Origin of the sequence: Pseudoxanthomonas sp. LjRoot127, from assembly GCF_964253495.1 — a bacterium.
Classification (GTDB): Bacteria; Pseudomonadota; Gammaproteobacteria; order Xanthomonadales; family Xanthomonadaceae; genus Pseudoxanthomonas_A.
In genome coordinates, this window is the sequence record NZ_CAXUQR020000001.1 from 1156589 (window position 1) to 1171388 (window position 14800).

The 14800-nt window shown below is 67.6% G+C and carries 16 protein-coding genes and 1 riboswitch; of the genes, 11 read left to right on the forward strand and 5 right to left on the reverse strand.

The features are described 5' to 3' along the window. Nucleotides 1-25 precede the first annotated feature (25 nt). Nucleotides 26-382 (forward strand): 6-carboxytetrahydropterin synthase QueD, encoded by a 357-nt coding sequence (queD, locus tag ACSQ19_RS05525; protein WP_296282177.1) that lies wholly within the window; start codon nucleotides 26-28, stop codon nucleotides 380-382. Nucleotides 383-537: 155 nt separating this feature from the next. Continuing rightward, on the forward strand, nucleotides 538-930 hold the full coding sequence (locus ACSQ19_RS05530; RefSeq protein WP_296282176.1) for a phasin family protein: 393 nt from the start codon (nucleotides 538-540) through the stop codon (nucleotides 928-930). A gap of 110 nt (nucleotides 931-1040) precedes the next feature. On the opposite strand, the gene bioD is transcribed toward ACSQ19_RS05530, so the two are convergent. Both bioD and ACSQ19_RS05540 read right to left on the reverse strand, forming a co-directional pair. Beyond that, nucleotides 1041-1709: a dethiobiotin synthase gene (gene bioD, locus ACSQ19_RS05535; protein WP_299345809.1), complete on the reverse strand. Its 669-nt coding sequence runs from the start codon at nucleotides 1707-1709 to the stop codon at nucleotides 1041-1043. Between the two features lie 4 nt (nucleotides 1710-1713). Then, the gene (locus ACSQ19_RS05540) at nucleotides 1714-2439 is read right to left on the reverse strand and encodes a TMEM175 family protein (protein WP_299345806.1); all 726 of its coding nucleotides are present in this window, start codon (nucleotides 2437-2439) and stop codon (nucleotides 1714-1716) included. 82 nt (nucleotides 2440-2521) lie between these two features. Between ACSQ19_RS05540 and ACSQ19_RS05545 the strand changes: the two genes are divergently transcribed. From ACSQ19_RS05545 to btuB, 3 genes are all read left to right on the forward strand, one after another. Then, nucleotides 2522-3007, forward strand: coding sequence for a GAF domain-containing protein (locus tag ACSQ19_RS05545; protein WP_296282173.1), 486 nt, complete (start codon nucleotides 2522-2524; stop codon nucleotides 3005-3007). After that, entirely contained in the window at nucleotides 3004-3372 is a 369-nt protein-coding gene (locus tag ACSQ19_RS05550) for a TfoX/Sxy family protein (protein WP_296282172.1), read from the forward strand. Before ACSQ19_RS05545 ends, ACSQ19_RS05550 begins: the two co-directional genes overlap by 4 nt. Before the next feature lie 208 nt (nucleotides 3373-3580). Further along, nucleotides 3581-3801, forward strand: a riboswitch (cobalamin riboswitch). Between the two features lie 125 nt (nucleotides 3802-3926). Continuing rightward, on the forward strand, nucleotides 3927-5792 hold the full coding sequence (gene btuB / locus ACSQ19_RS05555) for a TonB-dependent vitamin B12 receptor (protein WP_436000512.1): 1866 nt from the start codon (nucleotides 3927-3929) through the stop codon (nucleotides 5790-5792). Between the two features lie 41 nt (nucleotides 5793-5833). Here btuB and ACSQ19_RS05560 read toward each other — a convergent pair whose 3' ends face one another. Both ACSQ19_RS05560 and dinB read right to left on the reverse strand, forming a co-directional pair. Further along, a complete protein-coding gene (locus ACSQ19_RS05560) occupies nucleotides 5834-6310 on the reverse strand; it encodes a hypothetical protein (RefSeq protein WP_299345800.1) in 477 nt (158 codons plus the stop codon). A gap of 122 nt (nucleotides 6311-6432) precedes the next feature. Then, on the reverse strand, nucleotides 6433-7503 hold the full coding sequence (dinB, locus tag ACSQ19_RS05565; RefSeq protein WP_299345797.1) for a DNA polymerase IV: 1071 nt from the start codon (nucleotides 7501-7503) through the stop codon (nucleotides 6433-6435). Nucleotides 7504-7716: 213 nt separating this feature from the next. Between dinB and fabA the strand changes: the two genes are divergently transcribed. Further along, nucleotides 7717-8232 (forward strand): 3-hydroxyacyl-[acyl-carrier-protein] dehydratase FabA, encoded by a 516-nt coding sequence (gene fabA / locus ACSQ19_RS05570; protein ID WP_299345794.1) that lies wholly within the window; start codon nucleotides 7717-7719, stop codon nucleotides 8230-8232. Continuing rightward, complete coding sequence (gene fabB / locus ACSQ19_RS05575; RefSeq protein ID WP_436000515.1) at nucleotides 8232-9440, forward strand: beta-ketoacyl-ACP synthase I; 1209 nt, start codon at nucleotides 8232-8234, stop codon at nucleotides 9438-9440. Before fabA ends, fabB begins: the two co-directional genes overlap by 1 nt. 6 nt (nucleotides 9441-9446) lie before the next feature. Here the strand turns inward: fabB and ACSQ19_RS05580 are convergent, their stop codons facing one another. Continuing rightward, nucleotides 9447-10532, reverse strand: a complete 1086-nt coding sequence (locus ACSQ19_RS05580; RefSeq protein ID WP_436000517.1) for a glycerophosphodiester phosphodiesterase — start codon at nucleotides 10530-10532, stop codon at nucleotides 9447-9449. Nucleotides 10533-10791: 259 nt separating this feature from the next. On the opposite strand from ACSQ19_RS05580, the gene ACSQ19_RS05585 reads away from it, so the two are divergent. The 4 genes from ACSQ19_RS05585 to ACSQ19_RS05600 are packed head-to-tail and all read left to right on the forward strand — an operon-like array spanning nucleotide 10792 to nucleotide 14751. Beyond that, nucleotides 10792-11433: a DUF2170 family protein gene (locus tag ACSQ19_RS05585; RefSeq protein WP_296282163.1), complete on the forward strand. Its 642-nt coding sequence runs from the start codon at nucleotides 10792-10794 to the stop codon at nucleotides 11431-11433. Beyond that, nucleotides 11433-12095: a PspA/IM30 family protein gene (locus ACSQ19_RS05590; protein WP_299345784.1), complete on the forward strand. Its 663-nt coding sequence runs from the start codon at nucleotides 11433-11435 to the stop codon at nucleotides 12093-12095. The genes ACSQ19_RS05585 and ACSQ19_RS05590 overlap by 1 nt, the downstream gene beginning before the upstream one ends. 16 nt (nucleotides 12096-12111) lie before the next feature. After that, complete coding sequence (locus ACSQ19_RS05595; RefSeq protein WP_299345781.1) at nucleotides 12112-12747, forward strand: hypothetical protein; 636 nt, start codon at nucleotides 12112-12114, stop codon at nucleotides 12745-12747. A gap of 30 nt (nucleotides 12748-12777) precedes the next feature. Beyond that, complete coding sequence (locus ACSQ19_RS05600; protein WP_299345778.1) at nucleotides 12778-14751, forward strand: flotillin family protein; 1974 nt, start codon at nucleotides 12778-12780, stop codon at nucleotides 14749-14751. The last annotated feature ends 49 nt before the right edge of the window (nucleotides 14752-14800 follow it).

Below are 14800 nucleotides of genomic sequence, written 5' to 3' on the forward strand. Positions count from 1 at the left end.
GTTTCCCCGTTTCCGGAAACGCCGCATGGACATCTTCAAGGTCTTCACCATCGAAGCCGCTCACCGGCTTCCTCACGTGCCGGAAGGCCACAAGTGCGCGCGCCTGCACGGCCATTCGTTCCGCATCGAAGTGCACCTGTCCGGCCCGGTCGATCCGCAGGCCGGCTGGGTGATGGACTTCGCCGACGTGAAGGCCGCCTTCAAGCCGATCTACGACCGGCTCGACCACCATTACCTCAACGACATTCCGGGTCTGGAAAATCCGACCAGCGAACAGCTGGCGGCATGGATCTGGCGCGAGGCCAAGCCGGTGCTTCCGCTACTGAGCGCCATCGTGGTGCATGAAACCTGCACCTCCGGCAGCCGCTACACCGGCGACTGAGGCGTGGAACCGGTTTCATACCAGTCCCTACAAGCGTTTGATTTTTAACGGCTCCTGACCGTTCGTCGGATTTCCATACGGCTATTATTGCACTGCAGCATGGACGCAGCTATGCTGCGTCGCAACAGATGGGAATCCCCTTTCAGGAGCACGCCATGAACACCCAATTCAACGAAAGCTTCAGCCAGTTCACGCACCAGTTCGCCGCGGCCGCATCGCGCGCCAACCGCCTGGCGCTGGAAAGCGCCGAGACCGTGTTCGGCGTGCAGCTGAAGACGTTCGAAAAGAACATCGACGCCACCACCTCGTTCTTCGGCGAGCTCGCCGAGACCCGCGACCTGGACGGTTACAAGAATCTGTGGCCGAAGGGCCTGCAGGTCGCCAAGGACAACGCCGAGCGCATGGTCGCCGCCAGCCAGGAAATGTTCGGCCTGAGCCTGAAGACCGGTGAAGCCTTCGGCCAGCTGGTGAAGACCCAGTTCGAAACCGCGACCGACAACGTCCAGGCCTCCGTGGCCAAGGCGACCAAGGCCGCCAAGGGCAAGTAAGACCCGCCCCGGACGTTCGCGTCCACCCTTTATTGCGCGGGTCCCCTCCCTCCGCGCAGCCGACCCGGTAGCCCCCACGCTGCCGGGTTTTTTATTTTTCGGCCCCGCGCCTAGAAAGGAAGCGCGATGTGCCGGCTGAGCGTGCCGGCGTCGATTTGCGGCGCATGCGGCAAGCGTCCCCAGCACGGCACCGGCATGCGCGCGGACAGCAGGGCGAAGTTTTCGTCGCGGCGCGCCATCTCCGGATCGACTTCGTTGGCGATCCAGCCCACCAGGCGCGCGCCGTCGTCCTGGATCGCGCGCGCACTGAGCCGTGCATGGTTGATGCAGCCCAGGCGCATGCCCACTACGAGCACCACCGGCAGGCGCAATTCCTGTACCAGGTGGCGTTGGTCCAGCGTGCCCGTCAGCGGTGCGGCCCAACCACCGACGCCTTCGACAAGCACCACGTCGGCCAGCGGATGCAGGCGCTCGAACGCGGACACCAGAACGCCCAGCTGCACGTCCACGCCGGCGTCGCGCGCGGCGATCTCCGGCGCGAGCGGCGCAGGCAGCGCATAGCGGTTCACATCCTCGTAGGGCGGCACGGGATCGCTGGCGGCCTGCAACGCGAGTGCATCCTCGTTGCGCCAGCCGTCCGGCGTGGCCTCGCAGCCGCTGGCGACCGGCTTCATGCCCACGGCACGCCGGCCGCGCGCACGGAACGCATGCAACAACGCGGCGCTGGCAACGGTCTTGCCCACGCCCGTGTCGGTACCGGTGACGAACAGCCGGTCCATTCGCCTAGCCCTCCACGCGCTCGGGCCAGCGGCGTTTGCCCCAGCGCTGCCCCCCCACGTGGACGATGCCGGTGAACGACAGGAGGAAGTAGACGCTGCCCGCCATGGCGACCTGCCAGGAGCGCGCGTGCTCGCCCAGCAGGCAGGCGATCAGTACCGACAGCAGACCCACGCCGACGAAGTACGCATGCGAGGCGATTTCGCCAGCGGCGTTCGCGGCGGCCTCGCCATCCAGACCCAGCCGCGTGCGTGCACGCCAGGCCAGCACGTACAGGCCGCCGATGCAGGCCGACATCGACGCGAACGCGAGTCCGTAGAAGGTGAACATGAAGGCGAGCGGGCGCGCGCCATTGGCATCGGTCAGCGGCATCGGCAGCCAGCCGCCGGTGATCCACGCGAAGAAGGTGCCCAGCAGCAGCCGCAGCGGATACACGTAGACCAGCACCAGGAACACGAGAAGCAAGCTGAGCAGCGTGGCCGGCACCGTGCCGAGGCGGTAGCGACGGCTCCAGCGCACGTGCGCGTACCAGAACATCGCCACCATCGCGAAACTGGCGGCGAAGGCCGGCACGTTCTTCAGCGCCTGCTGCAGCGCTCCGATGCTGTCCGGGATGCGGTCCACGGAGATGACCAGCAGGGTCACCGCGAACGCGAAGGCCGCATCCACGAACGCCTCCAGCCGGGTCACCCCGTGGCCGCGCCACCCGGCTTCATCATCGCCCGCGTTCATGCCCACCCGTGTCCCCGTCAGGGTTGCCGATGGAATGCATCATATCGGTCCACCGCGAGAGGCCGGGAGTAGAATCGACGGCATGTCATTCGCCTCCCAGACGCTCACCGGCAGCAAGCCGGAACAATACGCACAGCTGGCCGACCAGGCCCGCGCCCTGTTGGCCGGCGAACCGGACCGGATCGCCAACGCCGCCAACCTCGCCGCGCTGCTGTACCACGCCCTGCCCGACTTCAACTGGGCGGGCTTCTATTTCTTCGATGGCCGGGAATTGGTGGTCGGTCCGTTTCAGGGACTACCAGCCTGCGTGCGGATCCCGTTGGACAAGGGGGTCTGCGGAGCCGCCGCACGCACCCGCCAGACCCAGCGCGTGGACGATGTCGAGGCCTTTCCGGGCCACATCGCCTGCGATTCCGCATCGCGCTCGGAACTGGTGGTACCGCTGGTGAAAGGGGACGAACTGGTCGGCGTGCTCGATCTGGACAGTCCCCGCCTGGCGCGCTTCGATGCCGACGACCAGGCGGGCATGGAACGCATCGCCGCCATTTTCGTGGACTCGCTGACATGACAGGCACCAAGCTGCGCAACATCGGCCCCAAGTCCGCCGCCTGGCTTCGCCAGGTCGGCCTGCGCACGCAGGAGGACCTGGAGTCGGTCGGCGCGGTGGAAGCCTTCATCCGGGTGAAGCGTGCGGGTTTCCGACCCAGCCTCAACCTGCTCTACGCGCTGGAAGGCGCCCTGCTGGACTGCCACTGGCAGCAATTGCCCGAAGACCGCCGCGCGGAACTGCTGGTGGCCTACGATGCGGCCGCCGCCCTGCTGCCACCGCCACGCGGTCGTCCCGCCGCCGGCCCGGTGACGACCACGCACACCGAGCGCGAGGAAGACGCGGGTCCGTCGCTGAACCTGTTCGATTCGCGCGGCGACGACTGACCGCGACAATTCGCGTCATCTCGGATCCTGCACGCCACCTGCCTGCGACGCAAAGAAGCAGCGGAGCACGCTCGGCTCTATGCGCCTCCTGAAAGCAACCCTCGCGGGTCTTCCTGTCGTAGCGTCGAGCTTGCTCGACGCCAGACCGTCCGTTGGCGAAAAGCAGCGGAGCAAGCTCCGCTCTACGTGGCGGGCGGACGCTTCCCGTATAATGCGCGCGCTTTCAGGTGACCCAGGCATTCCTGCCACGGGTTGAAACGGGAAGCCGGTGCCCCGCGCAAGCGGCATTCCGGCGCTGCCCCCGCAACGGTAGGCGAAGACAGCCTCGGCATCGGCCACTGTGCGTCCAACGCATGGGAAGGCGCCCCGGCAGCGTGCATCGCGCACGCCTTCGCAAGCCCGGAGACCGGCCTGGAAGTCCACTGGTTGCGATGCGGAGGGCGTCGTGGCGTGCCGCGCCGCCGCTCGTCTGCCGCGCTGTCCGCAACGTTCCCTCTCCGTCATCGCGACTCCACGCCGACAATGCGCGCGGGGCGCGCGATGGAGTTGTTCCGATGCAGAGCCGTACCCTTTCCTCCCCTTCCCTGCTGGCCTTCGCGGTCGCGATGGCGCTGCCACTCGCCGCGCAGGCGCAGGACGCCACCAACCTCGACGAGATCGTCGTCTCCGGCACGCGCACCGAGGTGTCCGTCGAAGACAGCCTGGTCCCGGCGCAGGTGATCGGCCGCGAGGCGATCCAGCGCAGCCAGGCGCGCTCGCTGGGCGAGCTGCTGCAGGGACGCGCCGGCATCTCGATCGCCAACCAGGGCGGCGCGGGCAAGATCACCACGCTCAATCTGCGCGGTGCCGAATCCGACCACGTGCTGGTGCTCGTGGACGGCGTGCGCATGGGTTCGGCGACCGCCGGCCTGCCCGCGCTGCAGGACCTGCCGATCGACCAGATTGATCGCGTCGAGATCGTGCGCGGCCCGCGCTCGAGCCTGTGGGGCTCCGAGGCCATCGGCGGCGTGATCCAGGTGTTCACCCGCCGCAACACCGGCAAGGTACGGCCGAACGTCCGCATCGGCGTGGGCAGCGACAGCACGCGTGAAGCCAGCGCCGGTATCGGCGGCGGCATCGGCCGCGGCTGGTTCGGTGCCGACGTTGCGTATACGCGCACCGACGGCTTCAACGCCTGCCGCGGCACCAGCGGGGATGCCGCAAACCCGTTCGGTGCCGGCTGCTTCGCCGACGAACCCGACCGTGACGGCTACCGCAACACCTCGGCCAGCCTGCGCGGCGGTTACGCGTTCACCGACACGCTGACGCTGGAAGCCAACGCGCTGCGCGCCGACGGTGAGAGCGAGTTCGACGGCAGCTTCACCAACCGGTCCGAAACCGTGCAGCAGGTGTTGGGCACCAAGCTGCGCTACGCGCCTAGCGACAAGGTCAACCTGCTGCTGAGCCTGGGCCGCAACGACGACAAGTCCGACGACTTCCATGACGATGTGCCGTCCGGCTACTTCGAGACGCGTCGCTACGTGGCATCGGCGCAGGGCGACTTCACCGTGGCCACCAACCAACTGCTGACCGCTGGCATTGACTGGCAGGACGACAAGATCGAAAGCGCCACCGCCTTCGACGCCACCCAGCGCGACAACCTCGCCGGCTTCGTCGAATACCAGGGCCGCTTCGGCGCGCACCAGCTGCAGGCCAGCGTCCGCAACGACGACAACGAGCAGTTCGGCAACCACACCACCGGCAGCCTGGGCTACGGGTTCGGGTTCGGCAACGGCCTGAAGCTGACCGCCAGCGTGGCCACCGGCTTCAAGGCACCGAGCTTCAACGACCTGTACTATCCGTTCTTCGGCAACCCGGACCTGAAGCCGGAAGAGTCCGAGAGCGTCAACCTCGGCATCGCGCAGTACGCGGACACCTGGAACTGGACGTTCAACGTCTACCAGAACAAGGTGGACCAGCTGATCTCCTACGACGCGGCGATCTTTCTGCCCAACAACATCGACGAAGCCCGCATCCGCGGCGCGGAGTTCACCGTCGACATCGCGGTCGCAGGCTTCGACATCGCCACGCAGCTGAGCCACACCGATCCGCGTAACCGTTCGGCCGGCTTCAACCATGACAACCTGCTGGCACGCCGTCCGCGCAACACCGCGCGCATCGACGTGGACCGCGCGTTCGGCGCGTTCCGCACCGGCGTGACGTTCAACGCCGCGGGTGAGCGCTACGACAACCTGGCCAACACCGTCCGCCTGGGCGGCTACAGCACGCTGGACCTGCGTCTGGAGTACGCCATGGCGCGGGCATGGACGCTGCAGGCGAAGGTGGGCAACGTGTTCGACCGCGAGTACGAAACGGTCGCCTGGTACAACCAGGCAGGCCGCACCTATGGTCTCAGCCTGCGTTACCAACCGCAGGAGTGACGTCGCTTCCGGTGGCCCGCCTCCGCGGGTCACCGGCGCGTTCAGTGCAGAGGCCCGGTGCGGTGTCCGTACACGGGAATGCTGCCGTCGCCACGTACCGCCCGCAGCGTGTGCACGAGCTGGTGATACGTGGATGCCAATTGCGTGAACAGGTCCGCATAGGCGCTGCGCCCGCTGTCGGCCACCCCCTGGTAGGCGCCACGACCGAGGTCGACGAAGTACTCCACGCTCACGCGGCGCCGCTGCGCCAGCGCGGGAAACAGGCCCGCGATCAGCAGGCAGCGGTCGCCTACATCGCGCAGGGCATCGCTGCGTGCGCTGCCGACGCGCAGCTGCGCGTCCAGCCATTCCAGCGCCTGTGTGCGCGCCAGCAGGTGTCCGTCGCGCTGGTGCCGCAGCAGCACGAAGACCAGATAGCTCTCCTGCGCCTCGTCCAGCGCCTGTCCGCAGCGCGAACACGCCTCACGCACCAGCGCCTGCCACAGCTCGGCCGCAGAACCCTGTCGAATCGCGTCCATCTTCCGCCTCCCCTCAGGCCAACGACGCCGAGACTATCGCCGACGCGCGCGACGTGCTGGCAGACGCGCGCAGGGACTGCCAACGGGCAGCCGCCGCGTGCACAAGCACCCCGTGACCGGCATCAAGCGACGGTGTCGAACAGCCCTGGCTGCGTGGCGACCTCGTCGCGGTCGCGGAAACCCGACAGGCCTACGCCCACCAGCCGGTAGCGCGTCGCGGCAGGCAGGTCCACGCGCTCGCGCAGGGCCATCGCGATGTCGATGAACTCCTGTTCCGACGCCGGCGGCGCCTCCGGCGTGAAACTGCGGGTGAGGATGCGGAACTGGGACGTCTTCAGCTTCAGCACCACGGTCCGGCCCACGCGCTCGGTCTTGCGGCTGGCCTGCCACGCTTTTTCCGCGATGCGGACGATGTGCGGCTCCAGTTCCGACAACAGCAGGTCGGTGGCGAAGGTGTCTTCGGAGGAGATCGACTGCACCGGCTGGTCGGGCTCGACCGGGCGCTCGTCGATGCCGCGCGCACGCCGGTACAGGCCGCCACCGAAACTGCCGTAGCGTGCTTCCAGTTCATGCTGCGTGTACGCACGCAGATCGCCGACGGTACGGATGCCGTCGGCATTGAGCTTGCCCTGCATCACCTTGCCCACTCCGGGGATGCGTTCCACCGGCAACGGCGTCAGGAAGGCTTCCACCTGATGTGGCCGCAGCACGAACTGTCCGTCCGGCTTGCGCCAGTCCGACGCGATCTTGGCGAGGAACTTGTTCGGCGCCACGCCGGCCGACGCGGTGAGCCGCGTTTCTTCGCGGATCTGCGCGCGGATGGTCTCGGCCACGGCAGTGGCGGTCGGCAGGTCGGTCTTCGGCGCGGTGACGTCGAGATAGGCTTCGTCCAGCGAGAGCGGTTCGACCAGGTCGGTATGGCGGAAGAAGATCTCGCGCACCTGCCGCGACACCGCCTTGTAGCGAACGAAATCGGGCGGCACGAACACTGCCTGCGGGCACAGGCGTTCCGCGCGTACTGCCGGCATCGCCGAGCGCACGCCGAACACGCGCGCTTCGTAGGACGCCGCGCACACCACCGAGCGCTCGCCGCGCCACGCCACCACCACCGGCCGCCCGCGCAGCGACGGATCGTCGCGCTGTTCCACCGACGCGTAGAACGCGTCCATGTCGATGTGGATGATCTTGCGCATCACGCGATGATATCGGCCGCCGTACGCGATCGCATGGATGCGCGCGGAAACGATACGGTCGCGTGTGGAGATGCGGACAATGTGCGCGAAACCCTTGCCGCAATTGCGTTGCGCGGATGGTACGGCGGCGTATGGAAAAACCCGGTTGATTTGCATCAAGACAAGCGTATGCACATGTGTGCATTATTTGCGCTTCGCAGAACGGACGATGCAATGAACGCCCCCGCTTCCTTCTCGCGCGACCAGCTGCTGGCCAGCGCGCGCGGTGAACTGTTCGGCCCCGAGAGCGGCCGCCTCCCGAACGACCCGATGCTGATGTTCGACCGCATCACCGAGATCCGCCAGGATGGCGGCACGCATGGCAAGGGCATGGTGCGAGCCGAACTCGATATCCATCCGGACCTGTGGTTCTTCCAGTGCCACTTCCTCGGCGATCCGGTGATGCCTGGCTGCCTGGGCCTGGATGCGATGTGGCAGCTGACCGGCTTCTTCCTGACGTGGATCGGCGCGCCCGGCCGCGGCCGCGCACTGGGTTCCGGCGAAGTGAAGTTCACCGGCCAGGTGCTCCCCACCGCCAAACGCGTGAGCTACGAGATCGACATCAGCCGCGTGGTCAACCGCAAGCTGGTGCTGGCGGTGGCCGATGGCCGCATGCTGGTCGACGGCCGCGAGATCTACACTGCGCGCGATCTGCGCGTGGGCCTGTTCACGTCGACGGAGAGCTTCTGATGCGCCGTGTCGTCATCACCGGCCTGGGCATCACCTCCTGCCTGGGCAACGACGCGGACACCGTGTCGGCCGCATTGCGCGAGGGCCGCTCCGGCATCCGCCATATCCCGCAGTACGCCGAGATCGGTTTCCGCAGCCAGGTCGGCGGCGCGCCCGAGATCGACCTCGATGCGCAGATCGACCGCAAGCAGAAGCGCTTCATGGGCGACGCGGCCGCGTTCGCGCACATCGCGCTGCGCGATGCGATCGCCGATGCCGGCCTGGACGAGGCCTTGGTCAGCCAGCCGCGCACCGGCCTGATCGCCGGCTCCGGCGGCGGCTCGGCCGAATGGCAGATCGAAGCGGCCGACCTGCTGCGCGCACGCGGCATCCGCAAGGTCGGCCCGTACATGGTCCCGCGCACGATGTGCTCGACGGTATCGGCGACGCTGGCCACCGCGTTCAAGATCAAGGGCGTGAGCTATTCGATCTCTGCGGCCTGCGCGACCTCCGCGCACTGCATCGGCGCGGCGGCGGACCTGATCCGCGCCGGCCGCCAGGACATCGTCTTCGCCGGCGGCGGCGAGGAACTGCACTGGGCCCTGACGATGATGTTCGACGCGATGGGCGCGCTGTCGAGCAAGCGCAACGACGACCCGACCCACGCCTCTCGTCCGTACGACGCGGACCGCGACGGCTTCGTCATCGCCGGTGGCGGCGGCATGCTGGTGCTCGAAGACTATGACCACGCGGTCAAACGCGGCGCGTGCATCCATGCCGAACTGCTCGGCTACGGCGTGACCTCCGACGGCGCCGACATGGTCGCGCCATCCGGCGAAGGCGCGGTGCGCTGCATGCAGATGGCACTGGAAGGCGTCACCAAGCCGCTGGACTACCTCAACACGCATGGCACCTCGACGCCGCTGGGCGACGTGATCGAACTCGACGCGATCCGCGCCGCGCTCGGCGACGCCCTGCCGCCGATCTCGTCCACCAAGGCGCTGTCCGGCCATTCGCTGGGCGCGGCCAGCGTGCACGAAGCAATCTACTGCCTGCTGATGATGCGCGACGGCTTCATCGCGGGCTCCGCCAACATCGAGACACTGGACGAAGGCGCGGCGGCTTTCCCCATCGTGCAGGCGAGCCGAGAGGCGAAGCTCGATACGGTGATGTCGAACAGCTTCGGTTTCGGCGGCACCAACGCCAGCCTCGTGTTCGGCCGCGTCTGAGACGGCTCAGCGGGCGTCGACCGCTCGACGCCCCAGCGCCGGATCGTCGGTGAAGAAACCACCGATCCCCAGCGCGAGGTAGGCCCGGATCTCGGCGATGGAGCCCGCTTCACTGCGCGTGCGCGGCTCGTCGCCATGGCGCAGTGTCGCCGGCAGGAACTGGTTTTCCGGACGGAAGGTGTAGGGCCACACCTGCAGGCCTGCGCTACGGGCATCCGTCATCAACGCCGTCGGCACGCCCAGCGCACCCTCCTCGGTCACCGGGATCAGCAGACGTGCCCAGGGTCGGATGATGTCCGCGTAGCGTGCGATGTCCTTCAAACCTGCGGGCGTCATCAGGTCCGCGTAGCGGGTCGGCTTGCCCGCCGCCAGTGCATCGCCGGGCTGCGCGTCCGGCGCGCCCAACAGCTGCAACAGGCGGATGTTCCCCTGCGACGGTCCCAGGCGCGCACGCAATGCGCGCAGGTTGTCCTGCTCGAACGACTGGATCACCACGGGCGCGGCGCGCGTGTGGGCGTGCGCCGCCAGCGCGTCCAGCAGGCGCTCCTCCATCGGCAGGCCGATGCGCCGGAAGTGGCTGGGATGCTTGATCTCCGGAATCAGGCCGATGGTGCGTCGGCTACGCAGCGAGTGCTCCGACGCCAGCACGATGATCTCGTCCAGCGTCGCGATCTCGTAGCGGCCGTCGTGCGCCGTGCCGCGCAACGCGGGCAGGCGCTCGCGCGCACGCAGCGTCTTCAGCTCGGCCAGGGTGAAGTCTTCGGTGAACCATCCCTCGAACGTCTCGCCATCGATGACCTGCATGCGCCTGCGCGACGCGAACTCCGGCCGCTGCGCGACATCGGTCGTGCCGCCGATCTCGTTCTCGTGGCGTGCCACCAGCACGCCGTCACGCGTGGCGACCAGGTCCGGCTCGATGTAGTCGGCGCCATCGGCGATCGCACGCTCGTACGCGGCCAGCGTGTGCTCCGGCAGGAGCGCACTGGCACCGCGGTGGCCGATGACGAGGGGCTTTCCCGGCGTATCGCCGGCCATGGCAGACGGTAGCGGGGCGACGGCCATCAGCAGCGGGAGCAGATAGCGGAACGGCATGGTGGAATCCTCATGGCGACCAGCATGCCACGCATCATGCGTGGCCCGGACAGCACGAAGCCCGGCTTCCGCCAGGCTCCGGTGCAACGCGGGAGGAGAGAGATGCCTCGTTGCAGGGCGCATTCTGCGCGCCGCCTGTTACACGCAGACGACAGCCGCCACCGCCCGGTTATCTTGCCGGGACATCCTGCGTGACCACAACCGGACCGTGACGCACCGCCGCTTGACATCATTACATGTAATCAATAAACATCATTTCATGACAGCCTCGCACACCGCCATAAAGGCATCCACGCTGCACGTCCGCAACTACCGCGAACGCATGCGCGAGCAGGGGCTGGTCAAGAAGGACGTGTGGATCCGCCCGGAGTACGCCGAGGAACTGGCATCCATCGAGAAATCGATGCGGGAGGCCGAGCGGGAGTCCGGCATTCCCTACCTGCCGACCCAACCGGCGGAAGCGGGATGGACCGTGGCAGCGATCCGCCACGCACTGCAGCAGGCCAGCACCGTGCGCGATGGCCTGATCACCCTGGAGACCATCGAAGGCGCCGAACCCAGCCTGCACCTGGTGATGCACGAGTACGGCGACCTGTCGGTGTTCCTCGCGGTGGGGGGCGAGCAGATCCTGGTCGAAGCCTATCTGTGGCCGGTGGAGGACGTCACCGATGTGGCGGCGTTCAATGCGCACGTGCTCAGCACGCATGTGCTGCTTCCGCTTTCCACCATCGGCATGCAGCGCATCGGCGGCGTGGCGGGCTACACCATGTTCGGCGCGCTGGACACGCATTCCAGCCTGGCCAACGTGATGTTCGAGATCGAGACGCTCGCCGAGAACGCGATCAGCGCGACCGAGGCCTATCGCCCGTTCCTGCGTCCCGCCGCCAGGAAGAAGGCCTGATGCCCGATACGCTGAAAACCCTGTTCAAGCGCATCCAGGAAGGCATGGAAGGCCTGGCCGGCGCGGTGATGGGCGACCGCGCCGAACGGCTGCTGGACGAGGAAATCCGCGCCGTCGACGACGCCCTGCATGGCGCGCGCGGCGAGCACGCCGCCGCGAAGGCGCGCCGCGTGGCGAACGAGCAACACCAGGCTGCGCTGGCCACGCGCATCGGCGAGACCGAGGCCAAGGTGGAATCGGCGTTGCGGCAAGGGCGCACGACGCAGGCGCGCGCGGCGGCGGACGACGTGGTCCGCCTGCAGGCGCAACGCAGCCAGCGGCTGGAGGAGGGTCACGAGCTGGCCGCGCAGGAGCGCCAGTTCCAGCATGTCGTCGAGCAGCTCGAAGGCCGCCTGCGTCGCCTCAAGCACCAGCTCGACATCCTGCGCGCCTCCAACAGCCTGCAGCGCGCGCAGGCCACGGTGGCGAAGCGCCAGCCGGGCGACGCGCTGTACCCGGAACCTGCGTTCGCGTCGGCAGCACGCATGAAGCAACGCCGCGCGCCGGTCCAGGGGAGTGGATCGAGCGGACCGGGCAAGCGCACGAAGGCCGCCGGGGATCCTGCACAGGCCGTGCTGGACCGCGCCCGCAAACGCATCACTTCGTCCGCGCGCAAGCGCTGAAACAGGGGGAGCCACGATGAATGAGTTCCTGAACACCGTCTTGACCTTTCCCACGCTGGTGTACAGCGTGCTGCTCGCTTTCTGCACGGTGTACTGGTTGCTCGCCGCCACCGGCATGGTGGACATCGACGCCGTGGATGGCTGGCTGACGACCGACGGCGACACTGCCGAACCCAGCGTGGTCGCGGGCATGTTGGCGAAGCTTGGACTGTCCGGCGTACCGATGATGCTGGTACTCACGGTGCTGTCCTTCTTCGGCTGGCTGATCACCTACTTCGTGCACCTGTTCGTGCTCCAGCACATCCCCGACAGCCTCCGCTGGCTCGCCGGTGCCGGCACGCTGGTCGTGGCGCTGCTGCCGGGCGCCCTCGTGACCTCGCTGTTGCTGCGTCCCATCGCCGCCGTGATCACGCGACTGCGTCCGCCGGTGCCTCCGTCCGTGCTCGGCCGCACCGGCTCGGTGATCTCGCCGCATGCGGATGCGACCAGCGGACGCGCGCATTTCGACGACGGCGGCGCCGGCCTGATCCTGCAAATCCGCACGCTGCCGGGCGAGCGCCTGATGCGCGGCGACCGCGTCGTGCTCATCGAACACCTCGAACCCGACAACACGTACCGCGTCATGTCCGAAACCGCCTTCCACCAGCAGTAAACACCCGCGCCGTCTACAAGGAGTTCTGCAATGACCACTGCCTCGATCCTTCCCTTCGCCATCGGACTCGTCGTCCTGCTGGTGCTGGGTTTCGGCTTCATCGGCATCTTCAAGGCCTTCTACAAGAAGGTCGAACAGGGCACCGCGCTCATCGTCAACGACATGAGTTCGCAGCCGAAGGTGCATTTCACCGGCGCGCTGATCATCCCGGTGCTGTACAAGGCCGAGCTGATGAAGATCAGCCTGATCACCCTGCAGGTGGACCGTCGCGGCAAGGAAGGCCTGGTCTGCAAGGACAACATGCGCGCCGACATCGCGGTGGCGTTCTACCTGCGCGTCAACGAGACCCCCGGCGACGTGCTGCGCGTGGCCAAGGCGATCGGCGCCGACCGCGCCTCGGACAAGCATGCGGTGGATGAGCTGTTCAACGCCAAGTTCTCCGAGGCCCTGAAGACGGTGGGCAAGAAGTTCGACTTCACCGAGCTGTTCGACAAGCGCCAGGAGTTTCGCGACGAGATCGTCGCCGTCATCGGCCAGGACCTCAACGGCTACGTGCTCGAGGACGTCGCCATCGACTACCTGGAGCAGACGCCCAAGCACCTGCTGGACCCCAGCAACATCCTGGACGCAGAAGGCATCCGCAAGATCACCGAGCTGACCGCGCGCCAGAACGTGCATACCAACGAGCTGGAGCAGAACGAGAAGCTCGCCATCACCAAGAAGAACACCGAGGCACGGGAAGCGCTGCTGGCGCTGGAACGCCAGCAGGCCGAGGCGGAAGCCCGGCAGAAGCGCGAGGTCGAGACCGTGCGCGCACGCGAGGCGGCCGAAACCGCCAAGGTGATCGAAGAGCAGCGCCAGGTATCCGAGCGTGCGCGCCTGGAGACCGAAGAGCAGATCAAGATCCGCGAGCAGGAACAGCTGCGCCAGGTGGAAGTCGCCGAGCAGAACCGCCGCCGCGCCGTGGCGATCGAACTCGAGCGCGTCGCACGCGCCGAGCAGCTCGAGCGCGTGAACACCGACAAGGAGGTCCAGATGCAGCAGGTCGACCGCGACAAGGTCGTCGAGCAGGGCCGCATGGAAGTGGCGAACGTGGTGCGCGAGCGTACACAGATCGAGCAGACCGTCGCGGTGGCCGAAGAGAAGATCAAGGAGACCCGCGAGGTCGCCGAGGCCGATCGCGCCAAGCAGGTCACCGTGCTGGCCGCCGAGGCGGCCGCCCAGGAGACGCTGGTCAAGGACGTGAAGGCCGCCGAAGCCGCCGAACAGGCCGCGCGCCACCGCGCCGTCGAGATGACCGTGCTGGCCGAGGCGGAACTGCAGGCCGCCGGCAAGCAGGCCGAGGCCAAGCGCGTGCTGGCCGACGGCGTGCGCGCCGAAAGCGCTGCGCCGGGCCTGGCCGAAGCACAGGTGCAGGAAGCCAACGCCGTGGCCATGGAGAAGACCGGCCTGGCCGAAGCGCGCGTGCTGGAAGCCAAGGCCGACGCCACCTACAAGCAGGGCAACGCCGATGCACGCGTGCTGACCGAGCGCCTGACCGCCGAAGCCGAAGGTGCGCAGAAGCTGGGCCAGGCCAATGCCAGCGCGACGCAGGCGATGGGCGACGCCGAAGCCAGCAACATCGCCAAGAAGATGTCCGCCGAGGCCGAGGGCCTGACGTCCAAGTTCGATGCGATGGGCAAGATGAGCCCGGATGCGCGCAGCCACGAGGAGTTCCGCATGCTGCTGGAAACCCAGCTGCGCCAGCTGCTTGCGTCGATCGACGCCGGCAAGGCGATCTCGCGCGAGAACGCCGAAGTGCTGGCCGGCGCGCTGAAGAACGCCAACATCGAACTGATCGGTGGCGACGGTGGCGTGTTCAATGCGCTGACCAAGGGCATCTCGCTGGGCAAGGCGCTGGAAGGCATCGTTGGCGAGAGTCCCATCGCCTCGCAGCTGCTGGGTCGGCTGGCAGGCACGGGACTGCCGGCGGCCGGTCGCCAGGCAGAAGCCACCGACGCCTGACGCCCTGCCATGAGCCGGACCGGCGGCGCGTGCCGCCGGCCCCGATTTC

Bases quoted from the DNA above. Each gene is read 5' to 3' on its own strand.
- dinB (WP_299345797.1), bottom strand. From the start codon at position 7,503: ATGCGCAAGATCATCCACATCGACATGGACGCGTTCTACGCGTCGGTG.
- ACSQ19_RS05595 (WP_299345781.1), top strand. From the start codon at position 12,112: ATGAATGAGTTCCTGAACACCGTCTTGACCTTTCCCACGCTGGTGTAC.
- queD (WP_296282177.1), top strand. From the start codon at position 26: ATGGACATCTTCAAGGTCTTCACCATCGAAGCCGCTCACCGGCTTCCT.
- ACSQ19_RS05580 (WP_436000517.1), bottom strand. From the start codon at position 10,532: ATGCCGTTCCGCTATCTGCTCCCGCTGCTGATGGCCGTCGCCCCGCTA.
- fabB (WP_436000515.1), top strand. From the start codon at position 8,232: ATGCGCCGTGTCGTCATCACCGGCCTGGGCATCACCTCCTGCCTGGGC.
- ACSQ19_RS05590 (WP_299345784.1), top strand. From the start codon at position 11,433: ATGCCCGATACGCTGAAAACCCTGTTCAAGCGCATCCAGGAAGGCATG.
- ACSQ19_RS05585 (WP_296282163.1), top strand. From the start codon at position 10,792: ATGACAGCCTCGCACACCGCCATAAAGGCATCCACGCTGCACGTCCGC.
- ACSQ19_RS05600 (WP_299345778.1), top strand. From the start codon at position 12,778: ATGACCACTGCCTCGATCCTTCCCTTCGCCATCGGACTCGTCGTCCTG.
- ACSQ19_RS05560 (WP_299345800.1), bottom strand. From the start codon at position 6,310: ATGGACGCGATTCGACAGGGTTCTGCGGCCGAGCTGTGGCAGGCGCTG.
- ACSQ19_RS05540 (WP_299345806.1), bottom strand. From the start codon at position 2,439: ATGAACGCGGGCGATGATGAAGCCGGGTGGCGCGGCCACGGGGTGACC.
- btuB (WP_436000512.1), top strand. From the start codon at position 3,927: ATGCAGAGCCGTACCCTTTCCTCCCCTTCCCTGCTGGCCTTCGCGGTC.
- bioD (WP_299345809.1), bottom strand. From the start codon at position 1,709: ATGGACCGGCTGTTCGTCACCGGTACCGACACGGGCGTGGGCAAGACC.
- ACSQ19_RS05530 (WP_296282176.1), top strand. From the start codon at position 538: ATGAACACCCAATTCAACGAAAGCTTCAGCCAGTTCACGCACCAGTTC.
- fabA (WP_299345794.1), top strand. From the start codon at position 7,717: ATGAACGCCCCCGCTTCCTTCTCGCGCGACCAGCTGCTGGCCAGCGCG.
- ACSQ19_RS05550 (WP_296282172.1), top strand. From the start codon at position 3,004: ATGACAGGCACCAAGCTGCGCAACATCGGCCCCAAGTCCGCCGCCTGG.
- ACSQ19_RS05545 (WP_296282173.1), top strand. From the start codon at position 2,522: ATGTCATTCGCCTCCCAGACGCTCACCGGCAGCAAGCCGGAACAATAC.